The 16590-nt window shown below is 39.3% G+C and carries 11 protein-coding genes; 8 read left to right on the forward strand and 3 right to left on the reverse strand.

Annotated features, from left to right (window positions below; genetic code table 11):
- Positions 1–297: 297 nt before the first annotated feature.
- A complete protein-coding gene (locus tag B5X55_RS04940) occupies positions 298–3471 on the forward strand; it encodes a S41 family peptidase (protein ID WP_079511490.1) in 3174 nt (1057 codons plus the stop codon).
- Between the two features lie 204 nt (positions 3472–3675).
- Positions 3676–3966, forward strand: coding sequence for a DUF2188 domain-containing protein (locus tag B5X55_RS04945; RefSeq protein ID WP_079511491.1), 291 nt, complete (start codon positions 3676–3678; stop codon positions 3964–3966).
- A 124-nt stretch (positions 3967–4090) separates the two neighbouring features.
- Here B5X55_RS04945 and B5X55_RS04950 read toward each other — a convergent pair whose 3' ends face one another.
- The 3 genes from B5X55_RS04950 to B5X55_RS04960 form a co-directional block, all read right to left on the reverse strand.
- The gene (locus tag B5X55_RS04950; RefSeq protein WP_079511492.1) at positions 4091–5773 is read right to left on the reverse strand and encodes an ATP-binding protein; all 1683 of its coding nucleotides are present in this window, start codon (positions 5771–5773) and stop codon (positions 4091–4093) included.
- A 463-nt stretch (positions 5774–6236) separates the two neighbouring features.
- Entirely contained in the window at positions 6237–8423 is a 2187-nt protein-coding gene (locus B5X55_RS04955; RefSeq protein WP_079511602.1) for a xanthine dehydrogenase family protein molybdopterin-binding subunit, read from the reverse strand.
- 4 nt (positions 8424–8427) lie between these two features.
- Entirely contained in the window at positions 8428–8901 is a 474-nt protein-coding gene (locus B5X55_RS04960; RefSeq protein WP_079511603.1) for a (2Fe-2S)-binding protein, read from the reverse strand.
- A gap of 628 nt (positions 8902–9529) precedes the next feature.
- Between B5X55_RS04960 and B5X55_RS04965 the strand changes: the two genes are divergently transcribed.
- The 6 genes from B5X55_RS04965 to B5X55_RS04990 are packed head-to-tail and all read left to right on the forward strand — an operon-like array spanning position 9530 to position 16589.
- A complete protein-coding gene (locus B5X55_RS04965; protein WP_079511493.1) occupies positions 9530–10531 on the forward strand; it encodes a helix-turn-helix transcriptional regulator in 1002 nt (333 codons plus the stop codon).
- 31 nt (positions 10532–10562) lie between these two features.
- Complete coding sequence (locus B5X55_RS04970) at positions 10563–11843, forward strand: DUF2130 domain-containing protein (RefSeq protein WP_234999669.1); 1281 nt, start codon at positions 10563–10565, stop codon at positions 11841–11843.
- 10 nt (positions 11844–11853) lie between these two features.
- A complete protein-coding gene (locus tag B5X55_RS04975) occupies positions 11854–12471 on the forward strand; it encodes a BrxA family protein (RefSeq protein WP_079511495.1) in 618 nt (205 codons plus the stop codon).
- A 3-nt stretch (positions 12472–12474) separates the two neighbouring features.
- A complete protein-coding gene (locus B5X55_RS04980; RefSeq protein ID WP_079511496.1) occupies positions 12475–13074 on the forward strand; it encodes a BREX protein BrxB domain-containing protein in 600 nt (199 codons plus the stop codon).
- Between the two features lie 15 nt (positions 13075–13089).
- On the forward strand, positions 13090–15249 hold the full coding sequence (gene brxC, locus B5X55_RS04985) for a BREX system P-loop protein BrxC (RefSeq protein WP_159447525.1): 2160 nt from the start codon (positions 13090–13092) through the stop codon (positions 15247–15249).
- Positions 15198–16589 (forward strand): hypothetical protein, encoded by a 1392-nt coding sequence (locus B5X55_RS04990; protein ID WP_079511498.1) that lies wholly within the window; start codon positions 15198–15200, stop codon positions 16587–16589. Before brxC ends, B5X55_RS04990 begins: the two co-directional genes overlap by 52 nt.
- Position 16590: the final 1 nt, after the last annotated feature.

The following is a 16590-nucleotide window of genomic DNA, read 5'->3' on the forward strand; positions in this document are numbered from 1 at the left end:
TCATGGTTTAAGGTTGATTTCTTAGCGAATAAAAGTACTGATTATTTTTTGGTTTACTAATCTACACGCCAAATCATCTTTCTCAGATATGATTAAGAAGGTTAAATCAGAAAGTAACGGAAGTACCTATAATAGGTATTCTAGCGATGCTGTTTCGTAAGTGACATTTCATGAGGTTACAGACGATAGTTATAACACCTATTCATAAAGTAGTAGGGCGAACCCGCTACAACAACCCCAAGCAACCTATAGTGCTTCGGTACTTTTTGTATCTTTCATCTTCTTAAAAAATCCGCCATGTATTTTAAACCATTCCTTGTTCTTTTATTCGGTTTTCTTGTTAGCAACCTCCAAGCCCAAGAAGCCTATTTTTTAATGGACCCAACCGTATCTCCCGATGCAAAAACCATTGTTTTTAGCTATGATACCGATCTTTGGAGTGTTCCCGCAACGGGCGGTACCGCCGTACGTTTAACGGCCATGGACGGGGAAGAGACCCTACCCCGGATTTCCCCAGACGGCAAATGGCTGGCCTTCAGTGCTACCCAATTTGGCAACAGAGACATCTTTGTAATGCCCATGGAAGGGGGCAGTATTCAGCAACTTACCTTCAACGATGCAGCAGACGACATGGATAGCTGGGCATGGGATTCCAAGAGCCTCTATTTTACCTCATCACGAAACAACCGCTATTCGGGGTATGAAGTGGCTGTTATGGGTGGTACTCCCAAACGTTTGTTTGAAAACTTTTTTAATACGGTGGCCAATATTGCCATCCATCCAAAGACGGAAGAAGTATTTTTTAATGAAAGTTGGGAAGCCAAAATTTTTACGCATCGCAAACGCTATAAGGGCGCCTATAATCCCGATATAAAATCCTATAACCCTAAGACCAAGACCTATAAGGAATACACCAACTATGCGGGTAAAGATCTATGGGCTACTTTAGACCTGGACGGAAACCTCTATTTTGTATCTGATGAAGCCAATGGGGAATATAACTTGTACGAAATGGTCAATGGTGCCAAAGTGCAACACACCAAATTTGAAACGTCTATTGGCCGCCCCCAAGTTAGTGCCAACGGGGAACTGGTAGTCTTTGGGAAAGATTATCAAGTTTACGGCTACAATGTGGCGACCAAAACCGCTACCAAAATCCCCATCAAGATCACAGAAAACAGCACCTTGACCAAAACCCAAGATTTTAAGGTACAGGGCAACATCAGCAATTTTTCCGTTTCGCCAGACAATAAAAAACTAGCCTTCATATCACGGGGAGAACTGTTCGTTTCTGATGTAAAGGGGAAATTCATTAAACATATAACTACCGATCCAGCAGAGCGGGTGCTAGAAATAACCTGGTTAAAAGATAACAAAACCCTTTTATACAACCGTACCTATAAGGGCTATACCAACCTGTTCACGATTGCCGCCGATGGGAGTGTGCCCGAAAAACAGCATACCAATGACCTACGCAACAACGTAAATATTGTTTTGGATCCAGACCTCAGCAAAGCCCTATACATTAGCGGAAGGGATGAACTACGCCTGTTAGATTTGTCTAATTTTAAAAGTGAGACCGTGGTCAAAGATGAGTTTTGGGCGCTCTATGCCCCACAACCCCACTTCTCGCCCAACGGAAAATACATTGCCTATAATGCCATCCGTAATTTTGAGAACGATGTATTTGTCATCCGTTTATCCGACAAAAAAATTACCAACCTAACCAATACCGGCGTTACCGAAAGCGATCCTGTTTGGTCCCCTGATGGCAAATACCTATACATGATGGCTAACTTGACCAAGCCCAGCTACCCCTATGGTCTAAACGAATCGCAGATTTACCAGATGCCCTTAGATAAATATGAAGATGCCTTTACCTATGAAAAGTATGATGAACTGTTCAAAGAAGAAGAAAAGGAAAAGGAGGACGACAAGGATGACAAGGATGAAAAGGATGAAAAGAAGGACAAAGCGGAGGAAGAAAAGAAAAAGCCCATCACCATTACCATCAATCCTGATGGTATCATGGAACGCATCACCGCTATAAGCCCTGCGTTCGGGAAGCAAACGAGCCCCACCGTAATCGAAAAAGAAGAGGCCATGCACGTGCTGTACATCAGCAACCATGATGAGGGAAAATCAAAACTGTGGAAAACCATTATCAAACCCTTTGAAAAGAATAAGATAGAAATGGTTCTAGATGATGAACTAAACGGCTATCAACTAGCGGGTGCCAAAGACAGCTATTATCTGTTGGGCAAAGGCAACCTACATACGTTAGATATCGAAAAAAACAAGACCGAAAAAATTGAAATGGACTTTACCTTTCGCCGCAATCTTTCAGAGGAGTTTCGTCAAATGTTCCAGGAAGCTTGGGCCGGCTTCGAGGAGAATTTTTACGATGGCGATTTCCATGGAGAGGACTGGACACTGCTCCGCAAAAAATATGAGCAGTACCTGCCCTATTTAACCAACCGCAACCAACTGCGGGTATTGTTCAATGACATGTTAGGAGAACTCAATACCTCTCACTTTGGCTTTAACTCCTCTGGCGATGAAGAGAATGTGTTTTATAAAACCAAGACCTTGGCCGTGGGCATTGAATTTTCTAACGAGAATCCCTTTACGGTAGAGTCCATTATTGCTGATAGTCCTGCGGATGTTACCGGAAAAAATCTCAAAAAAGGCGATGTACTAGTAGCCGTAAACGGGCAAGCCATAGACCCGAAGAAGAACCGAGAAGCCTACTTTAACGAACCTTCCTTGGATAAAGAAATACAGATGGATTTTAAGCGTGATGGAAAAACGATTGCTATCAACCTACACCCCATAAGCAATACGGCCCAACGAAACTTGCTCTATGATACCTGGGTAGATGCCAACCAAAAATATGTAGATGAACATGGGAACAAGAAGATAGCCTATGTATATATGAAAAATATGGGCGGTAGCGAACTGGAACATTTTAAACGGGAAATGGTTTCGGAAACCAACCAGCGGGAGGCCTTGATTTTAGACCTACGCTTTAATACCGGTGGCAACGTACATGATGAGGTGCTTCAATTTTTATCGCAAAAACCCTACCTAAAATGGAAATACCGGGATGGGGGCTTAGCTCCCCAACCTAATTTTGCCCCTGCGGTAAAGCCCATCATTCTATTAATGAATGAACAAAGCTTGAGCGATGCCGAAATGACCGCTGCCGGGTTCAAAGCCCTAAAACTGGGTAAAACCCTAGGGACGGAAACCTACCGTTGGATCATCTTTACCTCGGGCAAAGGGTTGGTAGATGGCTCTTTTTACCGCCTACCCGCATGGGGCTGTTTTACTTTAGATGGCCAAGATCTGGAAAAAACAGGGGTAGCACCAGACATTACCGTACCAGAAAACTTTAAACAACGTTTGGAAGGGGAACAACCCCAGCTAGATGCTGCCATAGCAGAAATATTACGTCAGCTAAAAGGGTAAGCGTGTACCAAAGGGTTCTCGATACAACGTCACTTTCAGGGCGCCACTCGAACTGACATTTGATAATTATAGCTCCTTTGTCACTTCGAGTGTTTTCATTGAGCAAGAGCGGAAATGAAAATATATCGAGAAGCTCGCGTGTTCCAAAGTTCGTTAACCATCTTCCCTGAAAATAGTATCTTCGAAAACTAGACTAAATGTACCATGACCAAAAACAACACTTCCCGATCTTGGCTTACTATTTTAATTGAACTGGTAGAAGTTTTTTTTAATAGTGCCCGCCAAGGTAAAAGAGGACGAACATGGCACCAACATGTAGTACCCTATAAAAACGATTGGGCAGTACGGCGCGAAGGCAATAAACGCATTACTTCTAAACACAGACTCCAGACTACGGCTATTAACAAAGCTAAACGCATTGCCCGCAAGTACCAAGCCGATGTTATTATTCATAGAGAAGATGGCACCATTCGCGACCGTATTAATTTTGATTAAGTTAGGGTAAGGCGTAACAGGATGGTATCAACAAGATATTTAGAAAAAATACGAGCGAAACCAATTATCAGGCTTCAACTAATACATCGTTTTCCTTATGTTTACGGTAGGGGTATGCTAAAATTTAGGAAGCTAGCGGCATATCTATCACCGCCTCAATTCTGTTGTAAAGGTCTTCGGGGTCAAAGGGTTTAAAAATAAATCCGTTCATACCACTCTGTTCTATCTTGCTCTTTACTTCTAAGAATACCGAGGCAGATAGCGCTAAAATTGGTAAGGTGGTATTGAATTTTCTTATTTCTATGGAAGAGGTATACCCATCCATTATGGGCATTTGAATATCCATAAGAACAGCACAGTAATCATTTTCTTTGACCATATTTACCGCCATGAGACCATCAAAGGCGACATCTACCACAAGGTTGGCCCTCTCTAATATCTGTTTGCCTACCATGATATTTATTTTGTTATCTTCTACGAGTAGTATTCTTCTACCTTTTAGATTACGTTCTTTTTTCCCACTATCTTGGTTCAACTTCTCGTTAGAAATAGACTTTACTTCTATATCAAAGTAAAAACGACTACCCTGTGCTACTTCACTTTCTATGTGTACCGCAGAGCCCATGGCTTCTACGATACTTTTTACGATAGGAAGACCCAATCCCGTACCACCATATAAGCGATTGGTATTAATAGAGGCTTGGGTAAATGGCTGCCATATTTTCTCTTGTTGTTCTTTTGTAATACCAATTCCCGTATCTATAATTTCGGTACGCATACGCACATTACCATTGCGGTCTTCCTGTTTTGTAATTTTTAGGGTTACACTTCCTTGTTTCGTAAACTTTATGCCATTAGAGACCAGATTATTTATCACCTGGTTAAACCGGACAATATCTAACAACAACATTGGAAGTTTTTCGTCGACCTGTAATTTAAACGTAATCCCTTTCCCTAAACAACCTGGCTCATGAATCTTTTTTATCTGCTTTACAGCCGACATAACATCTGTAGGAATGGGATCAAGAGCTACACCGCTTGTTTCCATCTTGCTATAATCCAATACATTGTTCAGTAAATTCAATAGTATTTTGCCCGAGTAGTTTAGGGCTTCTATATTTTCCTCTTGATCTGGTCTAGGATTGGTATCCCCCAAAATATGAGAGAGTCCTATAATAGCATTCATGGGCGTTCGTATCTCATGGCTCATCATGCTTAGAAACTGTGACTTGGCATTAGATGCTTCAATGGCATCTTCCCGTTCATCTTGTATATTGGAATAATAGCGAGCATTGATCATGGAGAAAAATATCAATTGGTAGGTCACAAGCACCGCAGTAGTGAAAATAGATACGGGATAAATATACGTGTCTGCAAGTGTCGTATCTATCTTTGTGATGGTAAATAAATTAAAATCCGTAACATAGAGAAGAATCCAAAGTACTATGGATAGCACAGGAAAAAGTGCGACGTAGGATTTTTCCCGTCTAAATGAGAAAAACACAAAGGGTAATGCCATGGCAAATAGTAATATAAATTCAACACTACCTGCCTTTCCTATGAAAGAAGAAGTTATCGCAACGCTAATATTAAAGGCGACTAGATAAATAAAACGTGCCAGAGTGAGGTTGCCTACCTTTGAGATGATAGCGGAACAGATGAAAAAAGGCATCGTTGCTGCAATGTACAAGCTCAATTCGTGCAAATTCAGACTTCTGGCCAGAAAAAACCATAGTGCCGTAATACCCGTAGTGAATAGGGAAAGTATAAATACAAGTTTTACCCTACGTTTCGAGAATTCATTCATAGTGTGGATTAATTTAGGTTAAACGGAACTTAATTTGAAAACCTCAATAACTACTTTTTATAAGTAAATTCCTACAAAATGTTGTCAGTGGAGGTTAATCGTGTGCAAACACACGGATAAGTGAAGTGTACCCACTACGAAACGACCAGCTTTCTGTGTTCCGGGGCTTCAAAACGGTACCCAGTTTTGCTCTAAACATTCTGAAAGGGAACCTTGTATCGAGAACTCTTTAGAACATGTATGCTTCTCGATACTTTTTCAATCTCACTCTAGTTCGTTTGAAAACACTCGAAGTGACATCCGGGTTATTGTTTGAGTTTAAGTATGGTCAGTTCGAGTAGATTGCTGCAAACGAATTGTATCGAGAACCTTTGTTGCACGCTATCTTCTCGATACTAATTTCCTCGTACCTCGAAAATTTACTCGAAGTGATAAGGTGCTTTAGTTTTAACCTTTAAATACCTTAACTGTTCAAAACGGCCAAAACCCGTTCTGGGGTAAAGGGCAGGTGCCGTAGCCGTTTGCCCGTTAACCGTAAAAAGGCATTGGCAATGGCCCCCGCCACCATGGGGGTAGCGGTTTCACCCACGCCTTCCGGATGCTCCGCAGATGAGAGGATCACCGTTTCAATACTATCGGGTACCTCTTGCATACGCAGCAGTTGGTAGTCATTATAATTGCGTTGTTGTACCTGGCCATTCACCACCGTAATCTGTTCTTTGAGCACCGAGCTTATACCCATAATAACCCCACCTTCCATTTGGGCTTTTACATTATCCGGTTGTATGACGACCCCGGCATCTAAAGCGATCCAAAAACGGTGCACCTTGATCGTACCCGAGGTGCGGTCTACCGAAATTTCACACACGCCCGTACCCAACGAACCATGCTCCACAAAGGCAACCCCCTTGGCGCGGCCTTCGGGTAATGGGGCGTTCCAATCCGAGATTTCGGCCACCTTTTCCAGTGTTGCCAAGGCCCTGGTGGCGTTGACCATCAGTTTTCTGCGTAGGGCAATAGGGTCTACCCCTTGATTATGGGCCACCTCGTCTAACATGGCCTCAATCGCAAATTTATTAGGCCCATGCCCTACCGAACGCCAGTGTTTTAGGCGTACGCCATGGGAGGCCTCGCGCCATTCTACCCATTGGTTGGGTATCGCATAATGGTCGTTACCTGCGCCACTGGCCACCAAATTACCACCATCGCCTACCACACAATGGGAGAAACCGGTGAGGGTACCCTGGGCATCTGTACTTACTTTTAGCCGTTGCAGGGTCAAGGGTCTGAAGCAGCCATAGGTTACATCATCTTCGCGTGTCCACACCAATTTCACCGGTTGTGGTGCCATGGCCTGGGCCAAGCTGCCACATTCCACCACAAAATCGTTCATGCTCCGCCGTCCAAAGCCGCCGCCCAAATACTGGAGGTTTACCTTGACCGCCTCATGGGGAATGCCCAAAAGACCGGGAATACCTAATTTGGTATCCGGACCTTGCTGGCTGCCCACCCAGACTTCGGCACTCTGCCCATCTTGGGCCACCTGCACTATGGCATTGAGGGGTTCCATTTGGGCATGGTACACATAGTCGTTCTTAAAATCTGCCTCGTAGGTTTTGGCCGCCGTGCGCCATGCACGGTCCACATCACCCAATTCGTTAACGGTCTTACCCTTTTCGGGGGCACTGGCCATCTTAGCATAGGTAGGGTAGATCTCCTGAGAGTTGAATCCCTTGGCCTGGGCATCGCCCCATTGGATAGCAAGGGCCTTTTTGGCGCTCAAGGCGGCCTCCAAGGTGTTGGCCACCACGCCAATGGCATAGTCAAAGGGCACCACTTTAAGCACTCCTTCCATGGCTAGGATGTCTTCTTCATTGGTTAAGGTGGGTGTTGCTCCGTGCAGGGCGCCCCGTTCTAAAACACCATAGACCATATCGGGCAAACGAAGATCAATGGCAAAGAGGGCACTGCCATCCACTTTTTCGGGGATTTCCGTTCGGGGAATCTGGCTGCCAATCAGTCGAAAATCTTTGGGGTCTTTTAATCCAGATTCGCTAAAATCGGGCAGGGTTTCAGGCATGGCCAAATAGGCCACCAAGGCGCCATAGCCTATTTTTTTATCGCTTTTTTCATGGATGACCTCACTTGGGCCCGTACTCAATTCAGTAATGGGCACCTGCCAATGGGCCGCTGCGGAATGCAATAGCACATAACGGGCCTGTGCTCCTGCTTTTCGCATGACGGAGTAGTAGCTATTGGTGGTACGGCTGCCCACGGTGAACATGAGCTTGGTACCGGGTTGCCAGCCTGGGGAGCCATAGATGTCCGCCTCCTGTGGAGAAAATTCCACATGCACTTTAGACCAGTCCGCATCCATTTCTTCGGCAAAGACCAAGGGCAGGGACGTCATAGATCCCTGGCCCATTTCGGCCGCGGGATTGTAGATGGTGATTTGGCCGTCTTCGGTAATGCGCACCCAAGCGGTGACGTCATGTTTTGTGAGTTGGCGCTCAACCCCTTTGGAGTCGGTACAGGACAGTATATTGGGCAAAAGGCCGGAAGCCGTAATAAAAAGGGCCACGCCCCCTGAGGATTTTAAGAACTGCCTGCGGCCCATGGGGGATATCGTTTTGGTGCTTGTGTTTTTCATGGCCTTAGGAGGTTTTGGAGGTTTGTTCTTTGGCCATTTCAATGGCTTTTAGGATACGTAAATAGGTGCCACAACGGCACAGCACGCCGTTCATATAGCTTTTGATTTCTTCCCGTGAGGGATTTGGATTTGTTTCTAACAGCGCAGCCGCTTGCATGATCTGACCAGACTGGCAGTAGCCACATTGGGGGGCCTGTGCGGTAATCCATGCCTGTTGCACCGGATGGTCGCCCTTTTCCGAAAGTCCTTCAATGGTCTTGATCTGTTGCCCCTTGGCCATCGTATCTACCTGAAGGATGCAGGCCCTCACAGGATTGCCATCAACATGGATGGTACACGTGCCGCACTGTGCAATACCACAGCCGTATTTGGTTCCGGTGAGGCCCAGATGTTCCCGTAGCACCCAGAGCAAAGAGGTGCCCGGGGCCACATCAACCTCATGCGAGGTTCCGTTGATGTTCAGTGAATACGTAGCCATAATCATCTAGTTTCCGTGAAGTTAGCAAAAAAGAAGAAACGATGCCATCTGGGAATAAAATGGTTTTTTTAAAGGGGAGGAAACAAAAACCGTCAGTTCGAGTGAATTTTTGAGGGACTAGAAAATTAGTATCGAGAAGCTCACGTTTACCAAAGCGTTCTCGATACAACGTCACTTTCAGGACGCCACTCGAACTGACACTACGTTGTCTAAACCTATTATAACACAATTTACTTACCGTGGTTACGGGTTTCCGTAAGGTAAATACCAGTAGTCTGTTTAGATTTAATTTTCATTCGTTAAAAAGTAGGTAAGAATTTTCTTTTCCCCTGCTTTTTTTAAATTTCGCTATTCCTTTTACCCCACCAAAACCTGAAATTCTAGTCGTTGAAATTTTGAAGTCACAAAAAATGTAGCGTTAATTTACCTTGTAAGTAAAACCTATAAAAAACACTTACGGAAACCCGTAAAAGCAATCAATTAAAAGCATCTAAATTGCATGAAGTTGATATTAATAAATAGTGTAAATGCTATTTATAATTTAAGCGGAAAAAAAATTAGCGTAAACAGGCAATTATATGTGTAGTTATTCTGCACATATTCTTTAATTTAGTTACAAATAGGTAATATGCCAATAAATAAAAATGCTCTCATTCGATACCAAGCACTTGACAGATGCTTCTCTAACCCTGGTCGTCGTTATGATATTAATGCATTATTGGAAATATGTAACGAGGCTCTTTTTGAGTATAATCCAGGTGCAACTGGTATAAAAAAAAGGCAGTTATATGAAGATATTAGGTTCATGGAATCTAGCCAAGGGTATTCAATAGAATTAGAGAAGTTAAAAGAAGGAAGAAGGACATTTTACAAATATTTGGATTCTAGTTTCTCCATCACTAAGAATCCTATCAACGAACTAGAAGCTGAACAGTTAAAATCGGCAATGATGGTATTGACTCGCTTTAAGGGGATGCCGCAGTTCGAATGGGTAAATGAATTATTACCTAAGTTAGACCAAACCTTTCTTTTAAAGGATAGGGAGAATCATATTATGGCTTTTGAAAACAATCCTTTTTTAAAAGGGCTTGAATTTTTAAACCCGATTTTTAATGCCATTAGTCATAAGAAATGTATAGAAATTAGTTACCAACCTTTTGGCAAGCAGGAATTTACCACCAACTTTTTTCCATACCATCTTAAGCAATTTAATTCGCGATGGTTTCTTTTTGGCCAAAATCCTAATTATGAATCATTAACAAATTATCCACTAGATAGAATTAACATGGTTAATGAAATTGACATTCCTTTTTCAGAAACTGAAATTGATTTTGAAGAGTACTTTGAAGATGTTATAGGGGTTACGCTAAATGAAGGTCAACCAGAGATTATTGAACTAAAAGTTAACAGTAAATTATGGCCATATATAGAAACCAAGCCACTTCATGGATCTCAAAAAATAAAACAGAGAGATGAAAACTTTGTTTTTATAACATTACATGTCATTCCAAACTTTGAATTGGAAAAACTTATTCTTTCTTTTGGTGAAGATATAATCGTCTATTCCCCCACCCATTTTCAAGACACTATTAAATGTAGATTACAAAAGAACCTTAATGCGTATGACTAATGCAGAAAGACTGCATACATATGATTTATGTTTGTCAAATAATCTTAAAAATAATAGTATTATGAAAAATGTCTCACAAATTCAATGCCCAGAATGTAATCACCAATTTGATATAGAAAATGCCTTAAGTCATGACATTGAAGACAGGTTTAAAAAGGAGTATCAAGAAAAATTAGATGAAATAAAAACATCTTTTACGGAAAAGCGTAAGACTATTGAATTAGAAAAAATTAGATTAGAAAAATTAGCTGAAAATCAAAAAGAAGAAGTAGCTAGGCTTGCTTCTAAAAAAGTAGAAGAGCAGCTAAAACTACATTTATCAAAATTTGAAGAAGAAAATAAAATAGCTAATGAAAAGAATGCTGAAACAATTAGATTACAAAAAGAGGAGCTCTTAAAAGCTAGAAAGGAGAAGCTAGATTTTCAAGAAAAACTAAACAAGTTAAAAGAGCGAGAAGAGCAATTGGAATTGGAAGTCAAGGAAAAAATGCTAAAAGAAAAAATTAAAATAAAAGAAGAAGTTCAAAAAGCTGAACAGCAAAAGCATTACTTAGAAATTAAACAACGCGATGAATTAGTGAATACCTTAAAAAGTCAGATGGATGACATGAAACGAAAAGCAGAGCAAGGGTCTATGCAATCGCAAGGAGAAATATTAGAGTTAGAAATTGAGCGTTTATTACAGGAGTCCTTTCCAATTGATGATATTATCGAAGTAAAAAAAGGAGTTAATGGAGCCGATTGTATGCAGATTGTTAAAAGTCAAAATGGCAAACAAGCAGGAATTATTGCTTTCGAATCTAAACGTACTAAAACTTTTAGTGACCAGTGGATATCTAAATTAAAGGGTGATATGCGTTTACATAAGGCAGATGAGGGGGTTATTGTTACTGAAGTAATGCCAAAAGACATGACCAGCTTTGGAAAACGCGATGGAATATGGATTTGTAAATTTGAAGAGGTAGGGGCCCTAACCCATGTTCTAAGACATACGATGTTGAGGGTAAACGAGATTAAAATCTCCAATGAGGGAAAAGGAGAAAAGATGCAGGTGTTATACGATTACTTAATAAGTAATGAATTTAAGCAGCAAATGGAAGCTATTGTTAACGGTTACGTTAATATGCGTAATCAAATAGATACAGAAAAGCGTTCTATGAAACGCCAATGGAAAGAACGGGAAAAGCAGTTAGACATGATTATTGATGGAGCTACGGACATGTACGGCTCTATCAAGGGTATAGCTGGAAATGCCATTCAGAATATAAGTGCTCTTGAACTTGAACCCGAAAATCAAACTTTAATAGCTTAAAAAAGGAAAATTGACTTACGAAACTAAAAAATACACCACTGGTTTTACAAGCGGCGCACTATTATATAAAGAGGCGATTTTTGCAGTTGACTCAATACAAGACGTTAAAGCATTTTTATTGGGTAAGGAAGGTTTAGATGCTGATATTTTACCGATCAATTCTGAAGGGTCGCGCAAACGAATTAAAATAGAATTAGAGAAGAGATTACAAGCTTTAAATGATTATGAATTAATAGAATTATTTAAAATTCATGACGAGACTAATCGAAAATTAATTTTATTCTATGCTGCTTGCAAATTATATGCCCTATTAGCAGATTTTATGTTGGAGGTAGTGTTGTATAAATGGAACAATATTGATTTAGAAATATCGAATGATGATTTCCAAAATTTCCTTTACAAAAAAATGGCTTTACATGATGAACTACTAAAACTCTCGGAAATCTCAAGATATAAACTTAGTCAAGTTGCCCTTAAAATGTTAAAGCAATTAGGTATGATTGACAAAGGGCAATTAAAAAAGAAGGTTTTCAATGAATCGGTATTAAAAGCAATATTAAAAAACGGTGATACTTGGTTCTTAAAAACGTTATTTCTCAAAGACCATGAACTTAAAGAACTTACATAAGCAATGAATAGCGCAGATAAAATCTACGATTTACTCAGTGACAAAGGTTTTCAGGAGCCAAGAACAGGGAATTTATTTTTCCCGGCATACATCTATACCTATAAACCTGAATTGGAGTATGAGGTTAGAGAACAAATTGCTCAGTTAATTAATAAATTAAAAAGGCCTAACCACTATTTAGATTGTTTGGTCATAAATATTTATGAAGAGCTTATCACCTATTTGAAAGCTGATTCTTTCTCCGGTTCTTCCATATTCGATTTAATCATAGAAAAAGAAAAGGAAGATTATCAAGATGCTCTTAATTGGGTCCTAGATGAAGTAGATGAAGGATTTTACACACATTTCGAAAATAAGGTAAAAAATCACTTTACAGATAAAAGTGAGAAAAGAGTTTTTCTAATAATTTATGGGTTTGGAACTGTATTTCCCTATTTAAGAGCTTCAGATTTTTTAAAGAAAACAGAAAGACTTATCAAGGAATTTAAGGTAATTGTATTTTATCCGGGGAAGTATGAAGATTCTAACTATAGCTTATTTAATGAACTAAATGATGATAATTTGTACCGTGCAAATCATTTGAACAACCAACTAGGTGAATAATAAAATAATATGACTATGAGCATTGAAACGCTATACGATAAAGATATTACTAGAAGAATAAATCCTGCCGTTGTAGTAAGTGAGATGGAGGAATATTACATTGATCAAGAAATTAATGAGTATGAATTCACTCAAGGCATCACCAAAAATGTGTATAAATTCTTAAGCGCCGTTGCAAGCAAAAAAGAAGGTAAAACAGGAGTTTGGATTAGCGGGTATTATGGCAGTGGTAAATCTCACTTTATAAAATATTTATTCTACTGTCTTAACAAGAAATTTAAGGACCAGGCACTTAAACGATTTGAAGATTCAATAAAATTATTAGACCCATTAGATGAACCGAGCTTAGCACAAGTTGAGAGTCTAAAAAGGTCTTTAAATGGTTTGGATATTGATGAAATCATGTTCAATATTGATGCCGTAGCCGACAATAAAGATGAGAAGGAAAGGATTACACGAGTACTTTTCAAAAAACTAAATGAATTTAGGGGTTATAACAATACCAATATAGCTTTAGCATTATATCTAGAAAAACCCTTAGACGAAAAAGGACAGTTTCAAGCCTTCAAAGAAAAGATAAAAGCTTCTTTTAATGAAAATTGGGATGGAAATCAAATTCGTTTTATCAGAAGGTACTTGGACAAGGTAATAGAAATTGCCAAGGAGTTTGATGCAGATATTGATAAAGAATCTATAAAGGCGAGTATTTTAGATACAAACCAAGATTATACCATTGAGGCTTTCATTAAAGAAATTCAGGAATACCTTTCAACAAAAAACGAGAATTATAGATTGTTATTTTTGTTGGATGAGGTTTCTCAGTACATAGGTTCTAACACAGCCTTATTATTAAACTTGCAAACTATTGTAGAGGAGATAGGAACACAAATTGGAACACAGGTTTGGATTGTTTGTACTGCCCAACAAGATTTGTCGAACTTAATCAACAACACAGATAATAAAGGAGAAGACTTTGGTAAGATTTTAGGTCGTTTTGAAACTGTGATTTCGTTAGAAAGCCAGGATGCAGCCTACATTACAAAAAAAAGGATTCTGTCAAAAAAATCTGAAGGCATAGGTTATTTAAATGAGTACTACAAAGATTATAAAGGCGCCATAGAAAACCAGTTTGTGTTTGACCATGATTTATATGAAAATTATTCAGATAAAGAAGATTTTATTCTTACCTATCCTTTTGTACCATATCAATTTCGTTTAGTCTCTGATGTTTTTGAATCTTTTAGCAACGTTGGTTACGTGGGTGAAGGGGTTAAAAATACGGAGCGTGCTATTTTAGGAATCACTCACTTTACGGCGAACTTATGTAAAGATGAAACTCTTGGGTATTTTGTACCATTTGATCTTTTTTTTAACGAACAGTTAGAAAAGAACCTTACTCACCATGCCAGAGGCATTTTAGATAAGGCTTACCATATTGAAGATGTCAAGACCAATCCTTTTGCTCGTCGAGTTGTCAATGTATTGTTTATGGTATCAAACTTAGGTGATGTGCAAAGCATTAATTTTCCGGCAACTATTGAAAATATCGCATTGCTTATAATGGATGCCGTGGACACTCCAAAAATGGAAATGCAGAAAAAAGTTGATTCTGTATTAAATGTTTTGGTTTCCAAAAATATCATACAAGTAGCGGAAGGTAAATATCGTTTTTTGAAAGAGGACGAAATTGAAGTGGCTCAATTAATTAAAAACTCACCTATTACCAATGAGGATCGTCTAACCTATCTCTATGACGATGTTATACAAAAAGTTGTTAAGCCAAACCCAAATATCTCATACGGAAATAGAAATTTCAAAATTGCCTTAAAAATAGATGACAAAGAAATTGGGGCAAGAGGAGATTTCAACCTTAAGTTCTCTATTTACGACTCTACTGAGCTTGACCACCTAGCTCATGCTACTTCCTCTCAAGATATGATTGTTGGTATTCACGATTGGTTTAAGCACGATAAGGACCTTGCTACAAAAGTGTCTGACTATGTGAGAACTCAAAAATTTATTAGCCGCAATTTTTCAGCCGCTACGGGATCAAGATCTGAAACTTTAGGGAAACCAATAAACTACTGCTTAAGGAAATTAAGTTACGTTTCGAGAAAAAATTTATGGAAACTGCTTTTATTTCCAGTAATCAAGTCATCCCAGCCAATGACATAAAAGGAAATACACCAATTTCGAGGTTTGAAGAAATGGTGATGCATCATATGCAAGCTGTTTATAGAAAGAATGCTTTGGCAAATGCCTATGCTTCCTCCAATAACGACCTACTTGCACATGCAAAGTCCAGACAAACTCAAACTACCAATGAGTTGACACCTGCAGAAGAAGAAGTAAATAATAAATTAAATTTAAGTGGAGAAAGTCCGGTAGTTGGAGATATTGTTAAACAATTTGAGAAAGCTCCCTATGGTTGGAAAGATATTTCTACATTGGATGTCTTATTGCAAATTGCTAAAAAAGGCCACCGCCGATTCGAATGGCGTAATGAAGAAATAACCCTGGAACTTTATGCCGAAAAATCCATAAACTCCCGTGAACGTGACGCAGTTACTGTCCATAAAGAGAAAATCCATTCTAAAGATGAGGTAATCAACTTTATAAAAACGGTGAACGATGATATTTTTGCAGAAACCATAGTACCCTCTGGCACTACAGACTTTAAAGAGGCTGTTACTACCTTTAAAACGAAGTTAGGGCCACAATTAATGGCAATCAACCGAATGAAGGAAGAATACGAAACGTATCCATTTTCCATTCACCTTAAAAGATTTCATACATCCTTAAGTGATTTGTACAATGAACGAAATCCAGAAAAAGTAGTAGAACAGGTAATAGCTCAAAAAGAACAATTAAAAGAGTCAAGGGATACGTTCAAGTATATAGAGGAATTTATTGATTACAACTTTAAGGCGTATGATAAACTGGTAAGTTTTATTGCAGATAATAAAAACAATCTAACGGCATTGGACGAAACGGCTCAAGTAGTAGCCGATCAGCTAATGGGTTATGTTAAAGATGACCAAGAACCTTGGGATAGGTTTCCACAAATGAAAAAAGGCTATAAAGAGCTATATGATGCTATAAAAGAGAGGATAGCACTTTTAAAAACCGAGGTTATCAAAATCTATGAGGCAATTTTCAATGAAATTGATTTAAAAAGAAATGAACTCGAAATCAAGGAAGCCAATCTAACTGCCAGTGATGATTTTGTTCTTAAAAAAATACAAAAAGAACATGAGATATCACAATTAGAAATTTATCAATTAAAGGCATCGGATTTCCGGTCAGAAAACTTTAGAATCTTAATAGATTATAAAGCGAAGGAAGATGCTCAAAAAACAGGAAAAGAATACAAAACCAGTATAGATGTATCCCTAGTAGCAGAAATGCCCCCAACTACAATTGAGAATGCAGAACAATTAGACGCTTATATTTCTAAACTTAGAGAGCGTTTAATGGTGAAGTTGGCTAAAAATAATAAAATTTACGTAAGCTAAT

This window comes from Maribacter arcticus (assembly GCF_900167935.1).
Taxonomy (GTDB): domain Bacteria; phylum Bacteroidota; class Bacteroidia; order Flavobacteriales; family Flavobacteriaceae; genus Maribacter; species Maribacter arcticus.

Bases quoted from the DNA above. Each gene is read 5' to 3' on its own strand.
- B5X55_RS04990 (WP_079511498.1), top strand. From the start codon at position 15,198: ATGGAAACTGCTTTTATTTCCAGTAATCAAGTCATCCCAGCCAATGAC.
- B5X55_RS04960 (WP_079511603.1), bottom strand. From the start codon at position 8,901: ATGGCTACGTATTCACTGAACATCAACGGAACCTCGCATGAGGTTGAT.
- brxC (WP_159447525.1), top strand. From the start codon at position 13,090: ATGAGCATTGAAACGCTATACGATAAAGATATTACTAGAAGAATAAAT.
- B5X55_RS04945 (WP_079511491.1), top strand. From the start codon at position 3,676: ATGACCAAAAACAACACTTCCCGATCTTGGCTTACTATTTTAATTGAA.
- B5X55_RS04965 (WP_079511493.1), top strand. From the start codon at position 9,530: ATGCCAATAAATAAAAATGCTCTCATTCGATACCAAGCACTTGACAGA.
- B5X55_RS04950 (WP_079511492.1), bottom strand. From the start codon at position 5,773: ATGAATGAATTCTCGAAACGTAGGGTAAAACTTGTATTTATACTTTCC.
- B5X55_RS04980 (WP_079511496.1), top strand. From the start codon at position 12,475: ATGAATAGCGCAGATAAAATCTACGATTTACTCAGTGACAAAGGTTTT.
- B5X55_RS04940 (WP_079511490.1), top strand. From the start codon at position 298: ATGTATTTTAAACCATTCCTTGTTCTTTTATTCGGTTTTCTTGTTAGC.
- B5X55_RS04955 (WP_079511602.1), bottom strand. From the start codon at position 8,423: ATGAAAAACACAAGCACCAAAACGATATCCCCCATGGGCCGCAGGCAG.